This is a genomic window from Bradyrhizobium sp. USDA 4451 (assembly GCF_054822585.1).
In genome coordinates this window covers 3761455-3776583 of sequence record NZ_JBTRCH010000001.1, presented here as the reverse complement: position 1 = coordinate 3776583, position 15129 = coordinate 3761455, and the positions used below count along the sequence as shown (strand labels likewise).

14 protein-coding genes are annotated in these 15129 nt (G+C 65.2%); all 14 read right to left on the bottom strand.

Annotation, left to right across the window (positions count from 1 at the left end):
* Positions 1-65: 65 nt before the first annotated feature.
* The 14 genes from ACVMB0_RS17430 to ACVMB0_RS17365 all read right to left on the bottom strand — a co-directional run bounded on the left by ACVMB0_RS17430 (position 66) and on the right by ACVMB0_RS17365 (position 15056).
* Positions 66-392 carry a DUF2160 domain-containing protein gene (locus tag ACVMB0_RS17430; protein ID WP_456749681.1) on the bottom strand — a complete coding sequence of 109 codons (327 nt, stop codon included), beginning with the start codon at positions 390-392 and terminating at the stop codon, positions 66-68.
* 66 nt (positions 393-458) lie between these two features.
* Entirely contained in the window at positions 459-1265 is an 807-nt protein-coding gene (locus ACVMB0_RS17425) for a carbohydrate ABC transporter permease (protein WP_456749682.1), read from the bottom strand.
* Positions 1265-2167 carry a carbohydrate ABC transporter permease gene (locus tag ACVMB0_RS17420; RefSeq protein WP_456749683.1) on the bottom strand — a complete coding sequence of 301 codons (903 nt, stop codon included), beginning with the start codon at positions 2165-2167 and terminating at the stop codon, positions 1265-1267. Before ACVMB0_RS17420 ends, ACVMB0_RS17425 begins: the two co-directional genes overlap by 1 nt.
* The gene (locus ACVMB0_RS17415; RefSeq protein ID WP_461347084.1) at positions 2167-3252 is read right to left on the bottom strand and encodes an ABC transporter ATP-binding protein; all 1086 of its coding nucleotides are present in this window, start codon (positions 3250-3252) and stop codon (positions 2167-2169) included. The genes ACVMB0_RS17420 and ACVMB0_RS17415 overlap by 1 nt, the downstream gene beginning before the upstream one ends.
* Positions 3253-3264: 12 nt before the next feature.
* Complete coding sequence (locus tag ACVMB0_RS17410) at positions 3265-4353, bottom strand: ABC transporter ATP-binding protein (protein WP_461347083.1); 1089 nt, start codon at positions 4351-4353, stop codon at positions 3265-3267.
* Positions 4350-5894: a glycerol-3-phosphate dehydrogenase gene (gene glpD / locus ACVMB0_RS17405; RefSeq protein WP_461347082.1), complete on the bottom strand. Its 1545-nt coding sequence runs from the start codon at positions 5892-5894 to the stop codon at positions 4350-4352. The genes ACVMB0_RS17410 and glpD overlap by 4 nt, the downstream gene beginning before the upstream one ends.
* Entirely contained in the window at positions 5789-6025 is a 237-nt protein-coding gene (locus ACVMB0_RS17400) for a hypothetical protein (protein ID WP_461349796.1), read from the bottom strand. Before ACVMB0_RS17400 ends, glpD begins: the two co-directional genes overlap by 106 nt.
* Before the next feature lie 182 nt (positions 6026-6207).
* Positions 6208-7035, bottom strand: coding sequence for a DeoR/GlpR family DNA-binding transcription regulator (locus ACVMB0_RS17395; RefSeq protein WP_456749687.1), 828 nt, complete (start codon positions 7033-7035; stop codon positions 6208-6210).
* A gap of 110 nt (positions 7036-7145) precedes the next feature.
* Entirely contained in the window at positions 7146-7340 is a 195-nt protein-coding gene (locus ACVMB0_RS17390; RefSeq protein ID WP_456749688.1) for a hypothetical protein, read from the bottom strand.
* Between the two features lie 169 nt (positions 7341-7509).
* Positions 7510-7863: an acyl-CoA thioesterase gene (locus ACVMB0_RS17385; protein WP_461349671.1), complete on the bottom strand. Its 354-nt coding sequence runs from the start codon at positions 7861-7863 to the stop codon at positions 7510-7512.
* An 89-nt stretch (positions 7864-7952) separates the two neighbouring features.
* Positions 7953-10049 carry a 3-hydroxyacyl-CoA dehydrogenase NAD-binding domain-containing protein gene (locus tag ACVMB0_RS17380; RefSeq protein WP_461347081.1) on the bottom strand — a complete coding sequence of 699 codons (2097 nt, stop codon included), beginning with the start codon at positions 10047-10049 and terminating at the stop codon, positions 7953-7955.
* 2 nt (positions 10050-10051) lie between these two features.
* Complete coding sequence (locus ACVMB0_RS17375) at positions 10052-11335, bottom strand: acetyl-CoA C-acetyltransferase (protein WP_461347080.1); 1284 nt, start codon at positions 11333-11335, stop codon at positions 10052-10054.
* Positions 11335-13602: an acyl-CoA dehydrogenase gene (locus ACVMB0_RS17370; protein ID WP_461347079.1), complete on the bottom strand. Its 2268-nt coding sequence runs from the start codon at positions 13600-13602 to the stop codon at positions 11335-11337. The genes ACVMB0_RS17375 and ACVMB0_RS17370 overlap by 1 nt, the downstream gene beginning before the upstream one ends.
* Positions 13603-13811: 209 nt before the next feature.
* Positions 13812-15056 carry an SMP-30/gluconolactonase/LRE family protein gene (locus tag ACVMB0_RS17365; RefSeq protein ID WP_456749692.1) on the bottom strand — a complete coding sequence of 415 codons (1245 nt, stop codon included), beginning with the start codon at positions 15054-15056 and terminating at the stop codon, positions 13812-13814.
* Positions 15057-15129 lie beyond the last annotated feature (73 nt).

Sequence of the window (15129 nt, the reverse complement as noted above, 5' to 3'; positions counted from 1 at the left end):
TCCTCCGGTTGCAGCGACTAAATCCAGGCCCGGGTAGACCCCGGATCTGCTCTTTTTCGCGTTCTTCAGACGGTGCGAAAGATCACCACGGCTGAAAGAAGCGAAATTACCGTTCCGAGCCACAGGCTCGAAATCTCGACGCCCTCGCCAATCGGCAGGCTGAAAATCGGATCGGTGCCGACCAGGCCGATCCACACCAGGTGGATGACGGCGGCGAGCACCAGCGAGACGAACAGGCGATCGCCACGCGTGGTCGGAATCCGCAGCACGCCGACCCGTTCCGCCTCGGGATAGGCGATCGCAAGCCAGGTCATCATTCCGAGCGTGCAGGCAAGCAGCACGAAGAAGATAGCGGTGGGCCAGGTCCATGCCATCCATGCGATGCTGTCCATGATCTTACTCCTTGCGCATGATCCGGTCCGAAAACCGGCTTCCACGTTTCGGGATCATGCGCCCTCCTAGACCCGGCCGAGCGCGAAGCCGCGCGCGATGTAGTTGCGGACGAACCAGATCACGAGTGCGCCTGGGATGATGGTGAGCACGCCGGCCGCGGCAAGCAGGCCCCAGTCCATGCCGGCGGCCGACACCGTCCGCGTCATGACAGCGGAGATCGGCTTGGCGGCAACCGACGTCAGCGTGCGCGCCAGCAGCAGCTCGACCCAGGAGAACATGAAGCAGAAGAACGCGGCGACGCCGATGCCGCTCGCGATCAGCGGCACCAGGATCTTGACGAAGAAGCGCGGAAACGAATAGCCGTCGAGGAAGGCGGTCTCGTCGATCTCGCGCGGCACGCCGGAGACGAAGCCTTCGAGAATCCACACCGCCAGCGGCACGTTGAAGATGCAGTGCGCCAGCGCCACCGCCCACGGCGTATCGAACAGGCCAATCGCCGAATAGAGGTTGAAGAACGGCAGCGCGTAGACCGCCGCGGGCGCCATGCGGTTCGAGAGCAGCCAGAAGAACAGGTGCTTGTCGCCGAGGAAGCGGTAGCGCGAAAATGCATAGGCCGCCGGTAACGCCACCGCGATCGAGATCACGGTGTTGATGACGACATATTCCAGCGAATTGATGTAGCCGGAATACCAGCTCTCGTCGGTGAAGATCCGCTTGTAGTGCTGCAGCGTCGGCGCATGCGGCCACAGCGTCATCGACGAGATGATCTCGGCGTTGGTCTTGAAGCTCATGTTGACGAGCCAGTAGATCGGCAACAGCAGGAAGATCAGGAACAGCGCCATGATCAGGCGGCGGCCGGGGATCGAATGCATCACGCCGCTCCTCCCTTGACCGGTCGCTCGGCGCCGGCATTGGTCATCACGGTGTAGAACACCCAGCACACGATCAGGATGATCAGATTGTAGACCAGCGACAGCGCAGCCGCCTTGCCGAGGTCGAACTGGCCGAGCGCGATCTTGACGAGCTCGATCGAGATGAAGGTCGTCGAGTTGCCGGGACCGCCGCCGGTGACCACGAACGGCTCGGTGTAGATCATGAAGCTATCCATGAAGCGCAGCAGCACCGCGATCAAGAGCACGCGGTTCATCTTGGGCAGCTGGATCGCCTTGAACACCGCCCAGCGCGACGCGCCGTCGATCTGCGCCGCCTGGTAATAGGCGTCGGGGATCGACTTCAGGCCGGCGTAGCAGAGCAGCGCGACAAGGCTGGTCCAGTGCCAGACGTCCATCACGATGACCGTGACCCAGGCATCGACCTCATTGGAGACGTAGTTGTAGTTGAACCCGAGATGGTTCAGCACATAGCCGAGCAGGCCGATATCGGGCCGGCCGAAGATCTGCCAGATGGTGCCGACCACGTTCCACGGAATCAGAAGCGGCAGCGCGAGGATGACGAGGCAGGCTGCGACGCTCCAGCCTTCGCGCGGCATCGACAGCGCGACGACGATGCCGAGCGGCACCTCGATCGCGAGGATCACGGCGGAGAAGAACAGGTTGCGGCCGAGCGAAGCCAGGAAGCGACCGCCGAGATCGGTCGAGGGATCGAGCAGCTCCTTGAACCAGCCGACGCCGTTCCAGAAGAACTGGTTGTTGCCGAAGGTATCCTGCATCGAATAGTTCACGACCGTCATCAGCGGCAGCACCGCCGAGAACGCCACCACCAGGAACACCGGCAGCACCAGGAACCAGGCTTTCTGGTTGATGGTCTTGTCCATCAGGCGACCCCTTCCACCAAATGGCTGTCGGCATAGACGTGGACGTAAGCGGGATTGAAGATCAGGCCGGCGGTATCGCCGGAGACCGAGAAGCCCGGCGGCACGCGCGCCGCGAGTTTGGTGTTGCCGACGCGGACGCGGGCGAACTGGATCCGGCCGAGATCGTCGATCCGCTCGATCTTCGCCGACAGCAGCCCCGATGCGGGCGCTGCGACATCGACGAATTCCGGCCGCACGCCGATCTCGATCTTCTTGCCCGCCGGCAGCACACCATAGTTGCGATGCAGGCCGATGACATGGCCGTCGATCCGCGCCTCGTGGCCCGAAACCTCGGCGGGTACGATGTTCATGCCGGGCGAGCCGATGAAGTAGCCGACGAAAGTGTGCTCCGGCTTGTCGAACAATTCGGCCGGCGTACCGCTCTGCACCACGCGGCCGTCATGCATGACGACCACGGTATCGGCGAAGGTCAGCGCTTCGGTCTGGTCGTGGGTGACGTAGATCATCGTGAGGTCGAGCTCGCGATGCAGCGCCTTCAGTTTCGAGCGCAGCTGCCATTTCAGCTCGGGATCGATCACCGTCAGCGGCTCGTCGAACAAGACGGCGGCGACGTCGGAACGCACCAGGCCGCGGCCGAGCGAGATCTTCTGCTTGGCGTCGGCGGTGAGCCGCGTCGCCTTGCGGTTCAGATAGGGCGTGAGATCGAGCAGGTCGGCGATCTGCTTGACCCGGGCATCGACCTCGGCCCTGGCAACGCCGCGGTTCTTCAGCGGGAAGGCCAGGTTCTCGCCCACCGTCATGGTGTCGTAGATGACCGGGAACTGGAACACCTGCGCGATGTTGCGCTTCTGCGTCGACAGCGGCGTGATGTCACGGCCGTCGAACAGGATCTTGCCGCGCGACGGCGTCACGATGCCGGAAATCAGATTGAGCAGCGTGGTCTTGCCGCAGCCGGACGGCCCGAGCAGCGCATAGGCGCCGCCCTGCCGCCAGGTCATGGTGACCGGCTTCAACGCGAAGGATTCCAGCGGCGCGTCATTGCCGTTGTAGGACTGCGCGAGATCGACGAGGTCAATGCGGGCCATGAAGCATCTCCCTCACTTCGAGAAATTGGTTGCGGGTGAAGCGACGAGGCGATCGGCCGCGTCGAACACGAAGATGTCGTCGGGATCGAGCGCGGCGTCGAGCACCTGCCCGGGTTCATATTCATGCACGCCGTGCAGCACCGCGACCCAGTTCGAGCCATGGACATGGACGTGTACGAAGCTCTCCGAGCCGGTGATCTCGGTCACCGTCACGGTGGCAGCGAATTTATGGCGGCCGGCCGCGGCGCTGCCGACCTCGAGCTGGTGCGCGCGGAAACCGGTCCGGTAGGCGCCGTCAGGCAGACCGGCATAGAGCCCGGTCGCGGGCGCCTGCTCGCCGCCGGCATAGATCACGAGATCACCCCTCTTCTCGATGCCGATGACATTGAGCGGCGGATCGGAGAACACCTGCGCGACGCGCAGCGTGTCGGGATGGCGGTAGACCTTCGGCGTCGCGCCGGTCTGCAGCGCCTGGCCTTCCCACATGCAGACGGTGTCGCCGCCGAGCAGCAGCGCTTCCGACGGTTCGGTGGTGGCATAGACGAAGATCGCGCCCGACGCCTCGAAGATCCGCGGCAGTTCGGCGCGCAGCTCCTCGCGCAGCTTGTAATCGAGATTGGCGAGCGGCTCGTCGAGCAGCACGAGGTCGGCGCCCTTGACCAGCGCGCGCGCGATCGCGGTACGCTGCTGCTGGCCGCCGGAGAGTTGCAGCGGCGTGCGCTTCAGGAACGGCTCGAGCCGCAGCAGCGCGGCCGCTTCCGCCACCCGCCTCTCGATCTCGGCCTTCGGCTTGCCCTGCACGCGCAACGGCGAAGCGATGTTCTCGTAGACCGTCAGCGAGGGATAGTTGATGAACTGCTGATAGACCATCGCGACCGAGCGCTGCCGCACGTCGGCGCCGGTGACGTCCTTGCCGTCGACCAGCACGCGGCCGGAGGCCGGCTTGTCGAGGCCGGCGAGCAGTCGCATGATCGAGGTCTTGCCCGACAGCGTCGGCCCGAGCAACACACTGAGCGTGCCACGTTCCAGCGTCAGCGACACATCGCGGATGGTCGGAACGCCATCCACGGTTCGCGTGACGTTCTGCAGTGCAACGCTCATACCCGTCCTCCCGCTTCGCGGAGGGGACGTTCACCGGACACGCGGTTGGCGGCCATCCACTCGTCGAGCGCGGCGATTTCACCCGCCGTCATCCGCAAGCCCAGCTTGGATCGTCGCCAGACGACATCTTCCGCAGTCCGAGCCCATTCGTTCGCCATCAGGTACCGGACTTCACTCTCCGTCAAGGTGGCGCCGAAGGAACGGCCGAGATCTTCGGCCGATGCTGCGTTGCCCAACACCTTGCTGGCGCGCGTGCCGTAGGCATGCGCGAGACGATTGGCGTGCGGCTGCGCGAGGAACGGATAGGTGCGAACCAGTTCGGCGCTCAGCGCGGCGACCGCCGACACGTCCATGTGGCCGCCGGGCAGCGGCGCCTTGCCGGTCCATCCCTCCTGCGCCTTTGTGCCGCGGAGATAGGGCGACAGCCGCTGCAGCGCCTCTTCGGAGAGGCGGCGATAGGTCGTGATCTTGCCGCCATAGATCGAGAGCAGCGGCGCGCCACCGGGCGTATCGAGCTCGAACACATAGTCGCGGGTCGCGGCCTTGGCCTCGCTCGCGCCATCGTCATAGAGCGGACGCACGCCGGAGTAGTTCCAGACCACGTCCTCAGGCTTCACCGGCTTGGCGAGATACTCGCTGGCGGAGGCGCAGAGGTACTCGATCTCTTCCTGCGTCGCCTTCACCTTGGCCGGATCGCCGTCATAGTCGCGATCGGTGGTGCCGATCAGCGAGAAATCGTTCTGATAGGGGATCACGAAGATGATGCGGCCGTCGGCGTTCTGGAAGATGTAGGCGCGGTCGTGATCGTAGAGCTTGGGCACCACGATGTGCGACCCCTGCACCAGCCGCACCTTCGCGCGCGCATTGACGCCGACGCCTGACGCCAGCACCTGTTCGACCCAGGGACCGCCGGCATTGACCAGCACGCGGGCCTTGATCGTCTCGCGCGAACCGTTGGTCGTATCCTCGACCGTGACGTGCCAGATGCCGTCGACCTGCCTGATTTCGACTGCGCGGGTGCGGGTGCGGATCTCGGCGCCGTGATCGGCGGCATCGCGCGCGGTCAGCGCCACCAGTCGCGCGTCGTCGACGAAGCAGTCGGAATATTCGAAACCCTTGGTGTAGCGGCCCGGGATCAGCGGCTTGCCGACCACGTCGCGCGCAAGGTCCACCGAACGCGTCGCCGGCAGCAGATGCCGACCGCCGATATGATCGTAGAGAAACAGGCCGAGCCGCAGCAGCCAGGCCGGACGCAGGCCGGCGTGGTGCGGCAAGACGAAACGCAGCGGACGAATGATGTGGGGCGCGATCTGCCAGAGGATCTCGCGCTCGATCAGCGCCTCGCGCACCAAACGAAACTCGTAATATTCGAGATAGCGCAGACCGCCATGCACGAGCTTGGTCGACCAGGACGAAGTCCCGCTGGCCAAGTCATTCATTTCACAAAGGAAAACGGAGTTACCCCGGCCCGCCGCATCGCGCGCGATGCCGCAGCCATTAACGCCGCCTCCGATGATGGCGAGGTCGTAAATTCGATCCAAAGAACGCTTCCCCCGGCAACCGTTTTCGCTTTGACGGTTTTACTTTCGAATTGAAGTAGATCACAACCAAAAACGAAAGCAAAGCGAAAACGGGGAACTTGAACTGGGGATTTTTTGGGCGGGGTGATCATCGTGGGGCAGGGTCCAGAGTCTCTCGCCGTCATGCGCCAAGACTTACCTGACCCGCCACCCTGAGGAGCCGCGCAGCGGCGTCTCGAAGGTGCACGGCCGCGCTGGTGGCCGTCGACCCTTCGAGACGCGCTATGCGCTCCTCAGGGTCTGATGGCAAAAACTTCGATCAGAGAGTTTGGAGCTACGCGCTGCGCAGCGTCGCCGGTGCCGCGTCTGCGTTGTCGTCGATATCGACGGCCGGCTTGTCCATCGCGACGACCACCTCGATACCGCGGCTGTGACAGATGTTGGCGAGGCCTGCGGGGAGCGGCGAATCGGTGACGAAGGTCTGGATCTGGCTCATATGCGCGATGCGCACCGGCGCGCTGCGGCGGAGCTTGGTCGCATCCGACACCAGCATGACGTTGCGCGCATTGGCGATGATCGCCTGCGCGACCTGCACCTCGCGATAGTCGAAGTCGAGCAGCGCGCCCTCCTCGTCGATCGCGGACGCGCCGATGATGGCGTAATCGACCTTGAACTGGCCGATCAGCTGCGTCGCAGTGGAGCCGACCACGGCACCGTCGGCGCGGCGCACCGTGCCGCCGGCCACCACCACCTCGATACGCGGATGGCGATAGAGCAGCATCGCGACATTGAGGTTGTTGGTGATGACGAGCAGGTCCTCATGCGAGGTCAGCGCGCTGGCGACCTCTTCCGTCGTGGTGCCGATATTGATGAACAGCGAGCAGCCGTTCGGAATCCGCGCCGCCGCGGCGGCGCCGATCGCCTTCTTCTCCTCGGCGGCGACGAAGCGGCGCGCCTCATAGGCGAGGTTCTCGACACCGGAGGCGATGATCGCGCCGCCATGGATTCGGGTCAGCGACCGCTCGTCGCAGAGATCGTTGAGGTCCTTGCGGATGGTCTGCGCCGACACCTCGAATCGCTTGGCGAGGTCTTCGACCATGACCCGGCCAAAAGCACGCGCGATGTTGAGGATTTCAGTCTGGCGGTGGGAGAGTCCGGCCACGGCGGCCCCCTTGAAACGGCGACTCGCCCATGGTGCGACCGTTCGGCGCGGAGGTCAACGTGCGGGGAACGGCGCGCCCGCGTCAGGGTCATTGCTCCGCAGCGTAACGGCTACGACGCCAGTTGCAACGTGTCGCCGGCGAGGAGCCGGCGCGCCGCGCGCTCGGCCTCACGCGCGTTACGGAAGATATGGCCCTCAAGCCGGGAAAAAAGTTGCGATGCAGCAAAGAACTGATAGCCGCGTTTATCGCGCACCACGATACCCGCGGTCTTCGAACTCACTTCGATCACGTAACTGTCGGACATTGTTAGCCTCGGTTCTTATTCCGGGCCGATAACCGAGGCGATACGGATTTGTTCCTGGTCGCTGCTGCGGCAACATGCGCTGCGGCGTAATAGTTCTGAGGCGATCCAATCCTGCCTTCAGTTTTGATTTGGCCGGTCGCAGGGATGATTCGGCGCCCCCTAGACCGCGTCATGTGGCGATCGTCGCACCATCGCGCTGGATCGGCTGCGGATGGCCCTGGTCGTCGATCGAGACGTAGGTGAAATTGCCGTCGGTGACGAGGATCGATTGCTGCTCGCGGCGGCGCAGCACCCAGGCTTCGAGATGCACCGTGATCGAGGTGCGGCCGACGCGCACCAGATTGGCGTGCACCGAGACGAGGTCGCCGACATAGACCGCCTTGCGAAAATTCATCGCCTCGATCGCGACCGTCACGGTGCGGGACTTCGCCATCTTGCCCGCGAACACGCCGCCGCCGAGGTCCATCTGGCTGAGCAGCCAGCCGCCGAAGATATCGCCATTGGCGTTGGTGTCGGCCGGCATCGCCAGCGTGCGGATGCAGAGATCGCCCTGCGGTTCGTTGCCGCTGATCGGCGGCGCGTGAACGTGAGTGTCGGTTGCTTGCGAGTCAGTCACTTGAAAGCCTCCCAGCCGGGATCCGGGGCAAACCGTCCGCCGAACTTGCGCATCAGCGCCTGCATCGTCGACACGATATTATCGACGCCACGGGTCCGCGCATAGTTGAGCGGACCGCCGCGGAACGGGGCATAGCCGGTGCCGAAGATCATCGCGCCATCGACCATGTCGGCATTGTCGACGATGCCTTCGCGCAAGGCGGCGACACAGACGTTCGAGATCGGCAGCACCAGGCGGTCGATCATCTCGTCGCTGACCTTCGGACCGGTCTCCGGCAGCGGCGCCTTCTCCGCCTTGCCGTCCTTCCAGCTGTAAAAGCCCTTGCCGGTCTTGCGGCCGAGCTCGCCCTTGGCGACTTTTTCGCGCAACCATGCAGGCGTCGGCGGCAAGGCGTCGCCGAACTTCGAGCGCAGCATGTCGCCGACGTCGAGGCAGATGTCGAGGCCGACCTGGTCGGCGAGTTCGATCGGCCCCATCGGCATGCCGAACTCGATCGCCGCCGCGTCGATCAGGCGCTGGTCGGTCTTCTCGTCCAGCATCATCATCGCTTCCAGCATGTAGGGCGTCAGCGCGCGGTTGACGAGGAAGCCCGGCGAGCTCTTCACCGGCAGCGGCAGGCGATCGATGGCGCCGACAAAGGCCAGCGCCTCCTTCAGCATCGCGGCATCGGTGCCGTCATGGCTGACCACCTCGACGAGTTGCAGCCGCGACACCGGATTGAAGAAATGCAGGCCGAGCAGCCGCTCCGGCCGAGCCAGCGTGGTGCGCAGATCCTGCAGCGGGATGCTCGAGGTGTTGGTGGCGAGGATCGCGCCCGGCTTCATCTTCGGCTCGAGGCCAGCATAGACCTTCTGCTTCAGCTCGAGCTTTTCCGGCACCGCCTCGATGATCACGTCCGCATTGCGGACGCCTTCGCCGTCCATGTCTGGGATCAGCCGGTCCAGCGCGTCGCGCTGATCGATCTTCTTGCGCATGATCTTGCCAAACAGCTCCGACGCCCGCTTCATCGCGCCCGCGATCGGCTCGGCCTTCATGTCGGCGAGCGTGACGCGCATATCCTGGTTGGCGCACCAGGCCGCGATGTCGCCGCCCATCGCGCCGGCGCCGATGACGTGGACGTGCGCAACCTTGTTGCCGGAGCCTGCCACCTTCTTCATCTGCTCACGCAGGAAGAACACGCGGATCAAATTCTGCGCGGTCGGCGTCACCATCAAATTGGCGAACGACGCCTTCTCCGCATTCAGCATCGTCGCGCGGTTGCCGGCGTGCTTCTCCCAGAGATCGATCAGCGCATAGGGCGCCGGGTAATGCTGGCGCGGCGCCGCCTTCCCGGCCTCGCTGCGCATCCGCGACGCGAGGAAGCCCCTGACCGGAGCAAGATTGAGCAGCGCGTTGAGCGCGCCCGGCTTGGCGCGCTTGAGCCGGCCGAACACCGCATCCTTCACCGCGTTGCGGACGTGGCGTTCCTGCGTCACGGAATCGACCAGGCCGAGCGCCTGGGCGCGGCGCGCGTCAATGGTTCTGCCGGTCAGCATCAGGGTCATCGCCTGCATCGGATTGACCAGCTCGGTGAAGCGCACCGTGCCGCCGAGGCCGGGATGCAGGCCCAGCATCACCTCGGGGAAGCCGAACCGGGCATCGTCGATCGCGATCCGCATCTGGCAGGCCAGCGCGACCTCGAGGCCGCCGCCGAGGCAGAAGCCGTGAATGACCGCGACCGAGGGCACGCGCAACGCCTCGAGCCGATCGATCACCGCGTGCGCGCGTCCGATCGCGGTCTCGACTGTGCTGGGATCGCTGGCGCCGCGAAACTCATTGACGTCGGCGCCGGCGATGAAGCCGCTCTTTTTCGCCGAGCGCACCACGAGGCCGGTCGGCCGCTGGCTCTCCAGCGCCGTGACGATGGCGTCGAGCTCCTCGAGCAGATCGGCCGACAGCGTGTTGGCGCTGGCGCCGGCGCGATCGAACAGCAGCCAGGCGATGCCGTCCGCGTCCCGCGTCAGCTTGAAATTCCTGTACGGGCTGTCGGCGGCCGGCGGCGGCCCGAGTTCGAGCACGCGGTCGGCGAGAAGGTCCATGATCCGTGAATCCATGATCACACCGTCTCTATCAACATCGCGCCGCCCTGCCCGCCACCGATGCATTCGGTGGCGACGCCGCGCCTGGTGCCGAGCCGCTTCATCGCATTGACCAGGTGCAGCACGATGCGGTTGCCGCTGGTGCCGACGGGATGGCCGAGGCTGATCGCGCCGCCGTCGACGTTCAACTTGGCGCGGTCGATCTCGCCGGCCGCACCATCGAGCCCGAGGATCTCGCGGCAGAACTTTTCGTCGTTCCAGGCTGCAAGACAGCCGAGCACCTGCGTTGCAAACGCCTCGTTCAATTCCCAGGTCTCGACATCCTGCAAGGTCATGCTGTTGCGCTTGAGCAGCGCGCTGGCCGACAGCACCGGACCAAGCCCCATGATCGAGGGATCGAGCGCCGACCATTGGCTGTCGAGGATGACGGCCTTCGGCGTCAGCCCGTGCTTTGCCACCGCGGTCTCCGACGCCAGGATCACCCAGGAGGCGCCATCGGTGATCTGCGAGGAATTGCCGGCGGTGACCTGACCCCACGGACGCTCGAACACCGGCTTCAGCTTGGCCAGCGTCTCCGGTGTCGAGTCCGGGCGGACGCCGTCGTCAAAATCGTAGAACTTGCCGTCGCGCGCAAACGCGGTCTCGACCTCGCCCTTGAGAAAGCCCTGCTTCTGCGCGTTGGCCAGCCGCTGGTGGCTCTCGGCGGCGTAGGCATCGGACTGCGCGCGGGTGATGCCGAAAAGGTGGCCGACCTTCTCGGCGGTCTGTCCCATGTTGAGCTCGGTGATCGGGTCGGTCAGCCCACGCTCGAGGCCGATGATCGGCTTGAAATAGCTCGGCTTCACCTTCAGCGCCGCGGCGATCTTGGCGCCCAACCCCTTGGCGCCGGCGAAGCCGGCAAACCAGCGCACGCCGGAATTCGGCCAGACCAGTGGCGCGTGGCTCAAGGCTTCGGCGCCGCCGGCCAGGATCAGGTCGGAGATGCCCTCGCGGATGTAGCGGTAGCCGGTGTCGATCGACTGCATGCCGGAGCCGCAGTTGATCTGCACCGTGAAGGCGACCATCTGCTCGCCCATGCCGAGCCGCAGCGCCGCGACCCGCGCCGGATTCATCTCGTCGGCGATCACGTTGACGCAACCAAGAATGACCTGGTCGAAGGCGGTGGGCGCGAACGGCTGCCGGGCCAGCAGCGGCCGGCCGCATTGCACGGCGAGATCGACCGGGGTGAACGGGCCGGGACCGGAGCGCGCCTTCAGGAACGGCGTCCGGCTGCCGTCGACGATAAAGACTGGTCGCGCCATCAGCTCGCCGCCCTCTGCTCACCAAGCTCCTGGAAGAACTGATGCACGTCGGCGGATTTCTTGTAAATCGGGGACAGCTCCTCCGGCGCAAAATCATCGACCTCGATGACTTTTGCGACAGCCGCGTGGGCGGCGGCGAGCTTCTCACCGTCGGCCTCGGTGATGACACCCTTCTTCACCGCCTCCTTCCAGTCATGCAGCCGCGCCGCGCGCAGCTGCTTGGCCGCATCCTCGGCCTCGGTGACGAGCCGGAAGGCCTTTTCCAGCCGCGCGATGCCGCCGTCGTCCTCGACAAAGGCGAGGTCCGGCGTCAGGCGGTCGCGTGCCGCTGACGGCGACAGCACGAGCTGCGCGCAGAGATGCACGACGCGGTCCGACGGACCGATGACGCGGGCGCCGAACGGCTGGATCAGGAATTTCAGCAGCCATGCCACCGGGCGGTTCGGCAGATTGGCGAGGATTTCGGCAAAGCGGTTCTCGATGGTCTTGAAGCCGGACGCCATGCACCATTCGAGCGCGGGAAGGTCTTCCTTCTGCCGGCCTTCATCCTGCCAGCGCTTCAGCGCAGCGGAGAGCAGATAGATTTCGGAGAGGATGTCGCCGAAGCGCGCGGAGAGCATTTCCTTGCGCTTCAGCGCGCCGCCGAGGGTGAGCAGCGCCATGTCGGCGCACAGCGCGAATGCCGACGAATAGCGCGAGAGCTGGCGATAGAACTCTGTCGCGTCGCCGGCATCCGGCGCCGGGGCGAACAGGCCAAAGCTCCAGCTGCGGCCCCAGGCGCGGAACATGGTCGCAAAGCTGTGGCCGACGTGCTTCCAGAACGCGGTGTCGAACGCAGTCAAGCCCTTGTCGCGGTCGGGCTCGCCGAGCGCGTTCATCTCCTGCAACAGATAGGGATGCGCGCGGATCGCGCCCTGCCCGAACACGATCAGATTGCGGGTCAGGATGTTGGCGCCCTCGACCGTGATGCCGACCGGCACCGAGCGGTAGAGACCGCCGAGATAATTCTGCGGCCCGTCGATCACGGCCTTGCCGCCATGGATGTCCATGGCGTCGTCGATCGCGATCCGCATCCGCTCGGTGGCGTGGAGCTTCATGATCCCGGAGATGACGGCGGGATGATGCCCCTCGTTCAGCGCTGCACAGGTGAGCCGCCGCGCGGCGTCGAGCAGATAGGCGGTGCCGGCGATCCGCGCCAGCGGCTCCTCGATGCCCTCGAACTTGGAAATGGAAATGCCGAACTGCTCGCGGATGCGGGCATAGGCGCCGGTGGTGCGCGCGGCATAGGCGGCACCCGCAGCCGACAGCGACGGCAGCGAGATGCCGCGGCCGGCGGCAAGCGCCGTCATCAGCATCTTCCAGCCCTGCCCCAAGCGTGCCTCACCGCCGATGATGTAGTCGAGCGGGATGAAGACGTCCTTGCCCCAATTCGGGCCGTTCTGGAACACCTGCATCGCCGGCAGGTGGCGGTGGCCGATCGAGACGCCGGGCAGATGGGTCGGAATCAGCGCGACCGTGATGCCGAGTTCGTCCTGATTGCCGACGAGGTGATCGGGATCATAGGCCTTGAAGGCAAGGCCGAGCAGCGTCGCGACCGGACCGAGCGTGATATAGCGCTTGTGCCAATTCAGCTTAAGCCCAATCACCTCGCGGCCTTCGAAATTGCCCTTGCAGATGATGCCGCTGTCGATCATCGAGGCGGCGTCGGAGCCGGCCTCCGGGCTGGTCAGGCCGAAGCAGGGAATGTCGTGGCCGGCGGCGAGCCGCGGCAGCCATTTGTCTTGCTGCTCTTTGGTGCCGAAACGCATCAACAGTTCGCCCGGCCCGAGCGAGTTCGGCACCATCACGGTGACGGCCGCGGTCAGCGAGCGCGACGAGATCTTGCGCACCACTTCGGAATGCGCGTAGGGCGAGAAGCCGAGCCCGCCGAACTCCTTGGGGATGATCATGCCGAAGAATTTCTTGGCCTTGATGAAGGCCCAGACCTCGGGCGGCAGATCGCGCCATTCCCAGTTGATCTTCCACTCGTCGAGCATGGTGCAGAGCTCGTCGACCGGACCGTGCAGGAAGGCCGTCTCCTCGTCGGTCAGTTTGGCCGGCGCGAACGCCAGCAATTTCGACCAGTCGGGATTGCCGGTGAAAAGATCGGCGTCCCACCAGACGTCGCCGGCTTCCAGCGCCTCGCGCTCGGTGTCCGACATGGTCGGCAGCACGCCGCGCGCCCAGGAGAAGATCGGTTTTGTAATATAGTCGCGGCGGAAGCTCATGGCGGGTCCTCATGAAACGGCGGCGCGGATTGAGTGATCCTATCGGAAAGTGCCGTTCACCGGTGAACACTTCGCTGTTCAAATAAAGCGAAATTGACGCGGCCAAGCCGCCGTTTGTTAACGGCAGGCCGCGCGTTCAGTTCCGAAAGCTGAGCTGCGACAATCAGGTAGCGGGGGATGGCGCGGACGCCATCCCCACGCAGGACGAGCTAGGCCGGCCCGGCGCCCTGGGTCGCGGTATAGACGGCGTAGAGCGACTGGCTTGCGGCCATGAACAGGCGGTTGCGCTTGGGGCCGCCGAAGGTGATGTTGCCGCAGACCTCGGGCAGCCGGATGCGACCGAGCAGCTTGCCGTCCGGCGACCAGCACGTCACGCCGTTGTAGCCGACCGCGCGGCCGGCATTGCTCGAGCACCAGACATTGCCGTTGACATCGCAGCGGATGCCGTCAGGCCCGCACTTCACGCCGTCGATCGTGAAATCGCTGAACCGCTTGCCGTTAACAGGCTTGTTGTCGGCGCCGACATCGAACACGAAGACGTCGCCCTTGCCGCCCGCGCCGGTATCGCCCGGGCCCTTGCCGGTCGAGACCACGTAGAGCTTCTTGTAATCAGGCGAGAAGCAGATGCCGTTCGGATCCGGCACCTGGTCCTCGCTGACCACGAGATCGATCCGGCCGGAGGGATCGATCCGATAGCAATTGGTCGGCAGCTCGCGCTTGACCGGCACGAAGCCCGCCGGCTGGCCGATCCGCGGATTGAGCTTGCCGGCGGAATTGCCCGGGCCGCCCGCCGCATCCGGCTCGCCCTCATAGAGCTGGCCGCCATAGGGCGGATCGGTGAACCAGTAGCTGCCGTCGGGATGCGCGACGATATCGTTCGGCGAGTTCAGCCGCTTGCCTTGATAGTTGTCGGCAAGCACCGTCGCGGTGCCGTCATTCTCGTAGCGCGTGACGCGGCGGGTGAGATGTTCGCAGGACAGCTGGCGGCCCTGGAAGTCGAACGAATTGCCGTTCGAGTAGTTCGACGGCATCCGGAACACACTGACATGGCCGTCGTCCTCCGACCAGCGCATCTGCCGGTTGTTGGGGATGTCGCTCCAGAGCAGATAGCGGCCCTGCGAGCTCCATGCCGGCCCTTCGGCCCACAACAGGCCGGTGTGGAGACGCTTGATCGACGTGTTGGGCTGGGCCAGATCGTTGAAGGACGGATCGACCGCGATGATGTCGGGGTCCCAGAAATAGGTGGTCGGCGCACCACGCGGGCTGAAGTCGCGCGGCGGGCTGGTGATGGTCGTCGGTGGCCCGACCGGCGCGGGCGCATTCTGGGCCAGCGCACTGCCGACGCCGGCTGCGGCAGCGGCCGCTCCGGCCGCCAGCCCCTGGACAAGTGTTCGTCGTGAAACGTTCGGATCGCGCCGGTCTTCGTTCTGACCGCTCTGCTCGTGGCGTGTCATCGCATCCTCCCACTCTGTTGGCCGGCCGTTGATCCGGCCTGGCGCGCGGGAGGTTAGACTGCTCGCCCCGAGG

What these genes read in the sequence shown, in the direction of transcription:
- ACVMB0_RS17420 (WP_456749683.1), bottom strand. Translation starts at nt 2,167, where the DNA reads ATGGACAAGACCATCAACCAGAAAGCCTGGTTCCTGGTGCTGCCGGTG.
- ACVMB0_RS17365 (WP_456749692.1), bottom strand. Translation starts at nt 15,056, where the DNA reads ATGACACGCCACGAGCAGAGCGGTCAGAACGAAGACCGGCGCGATCCG.
- ACVMB0_RS17410 (WP_461347083.1), bottom strand. Translation starts at nt 4,353, where the DNA reads ATGAGCGTTGCACTGCAGAACGTCACGCGAACCGTGGATGGCGTTCCG.
- ACVMB0_RS17390 (WP_456749688.1), bottom strand. Translation starts at nt 7,340, where the DNA reads ATGTCCGACAGTTACGTGATCGAAGTGAGTTCGAAGACCGCGGGTATC.
- ACVMB0_RS17425 (WP_456749682.1), bottom strand. Translation starts at nt 1,265, where the DNA reads ATGCATTCGATCCCCGGCCGCCGCCTGATCATGGCGCTGTTCCTGATC.
- ACVMB0_RS17380 (WP_461347081.1), bottom strand. Translation starts at nt 10,049, where the DNA reads ATGGATTCACGGATCATGGACCTTCTCGCCGACCGCGTGCTCGAACTC.
- ACVMB0_RS17400 (WP_461349796.1), bottom strand. Translation starts at nt 6,025, where the DNA reads ATGATCACCCCGCCCAAAAAATCCCCAGTTCAAGTTCCCCGTTTTCGC.
- ACVMB0_RS17385 (WP_461349671.1), bottom strand. Translation starts at nt 7,863, where the DNA reads ATGCCGGCCGACACCAACGCCAATGGCGATATCTTCGGCGGCTGGCTG.
- ACVMB0_RS17430 (WP_456749681.1), bottom strand. Translation starts at nt 392, where the DNA reads ATGGACAGCATCGCATGGATGGCATGGACCTGGCCCACCGCTATCTTC.
- ACVMB0_RS17375 (WP_461347080.1), bottom strand. Translation starts at nt 11,335, where the DNA reads ATGGCGCGACCAGTCTTTATCGTCGACGGCAGCCGGACGCCGTTCCTG.
- ACVMB0_RS17415 (WP_461347084.1), bottom strand. Translation starts at nt 3,252, where the DNA reads ATGGCCCGCATTGACCTCGTCGATCTCGCGCAGTCCTACAACGGCAAT.
- ACVMB0_RS17370 (WP_461347079.1), bottom strand. Translation starts at nt 13,602, where the DNA reads ATGAGCTTCCGCCGCGACTATATTACAAAACCGATCTTCTCCTGGGCG.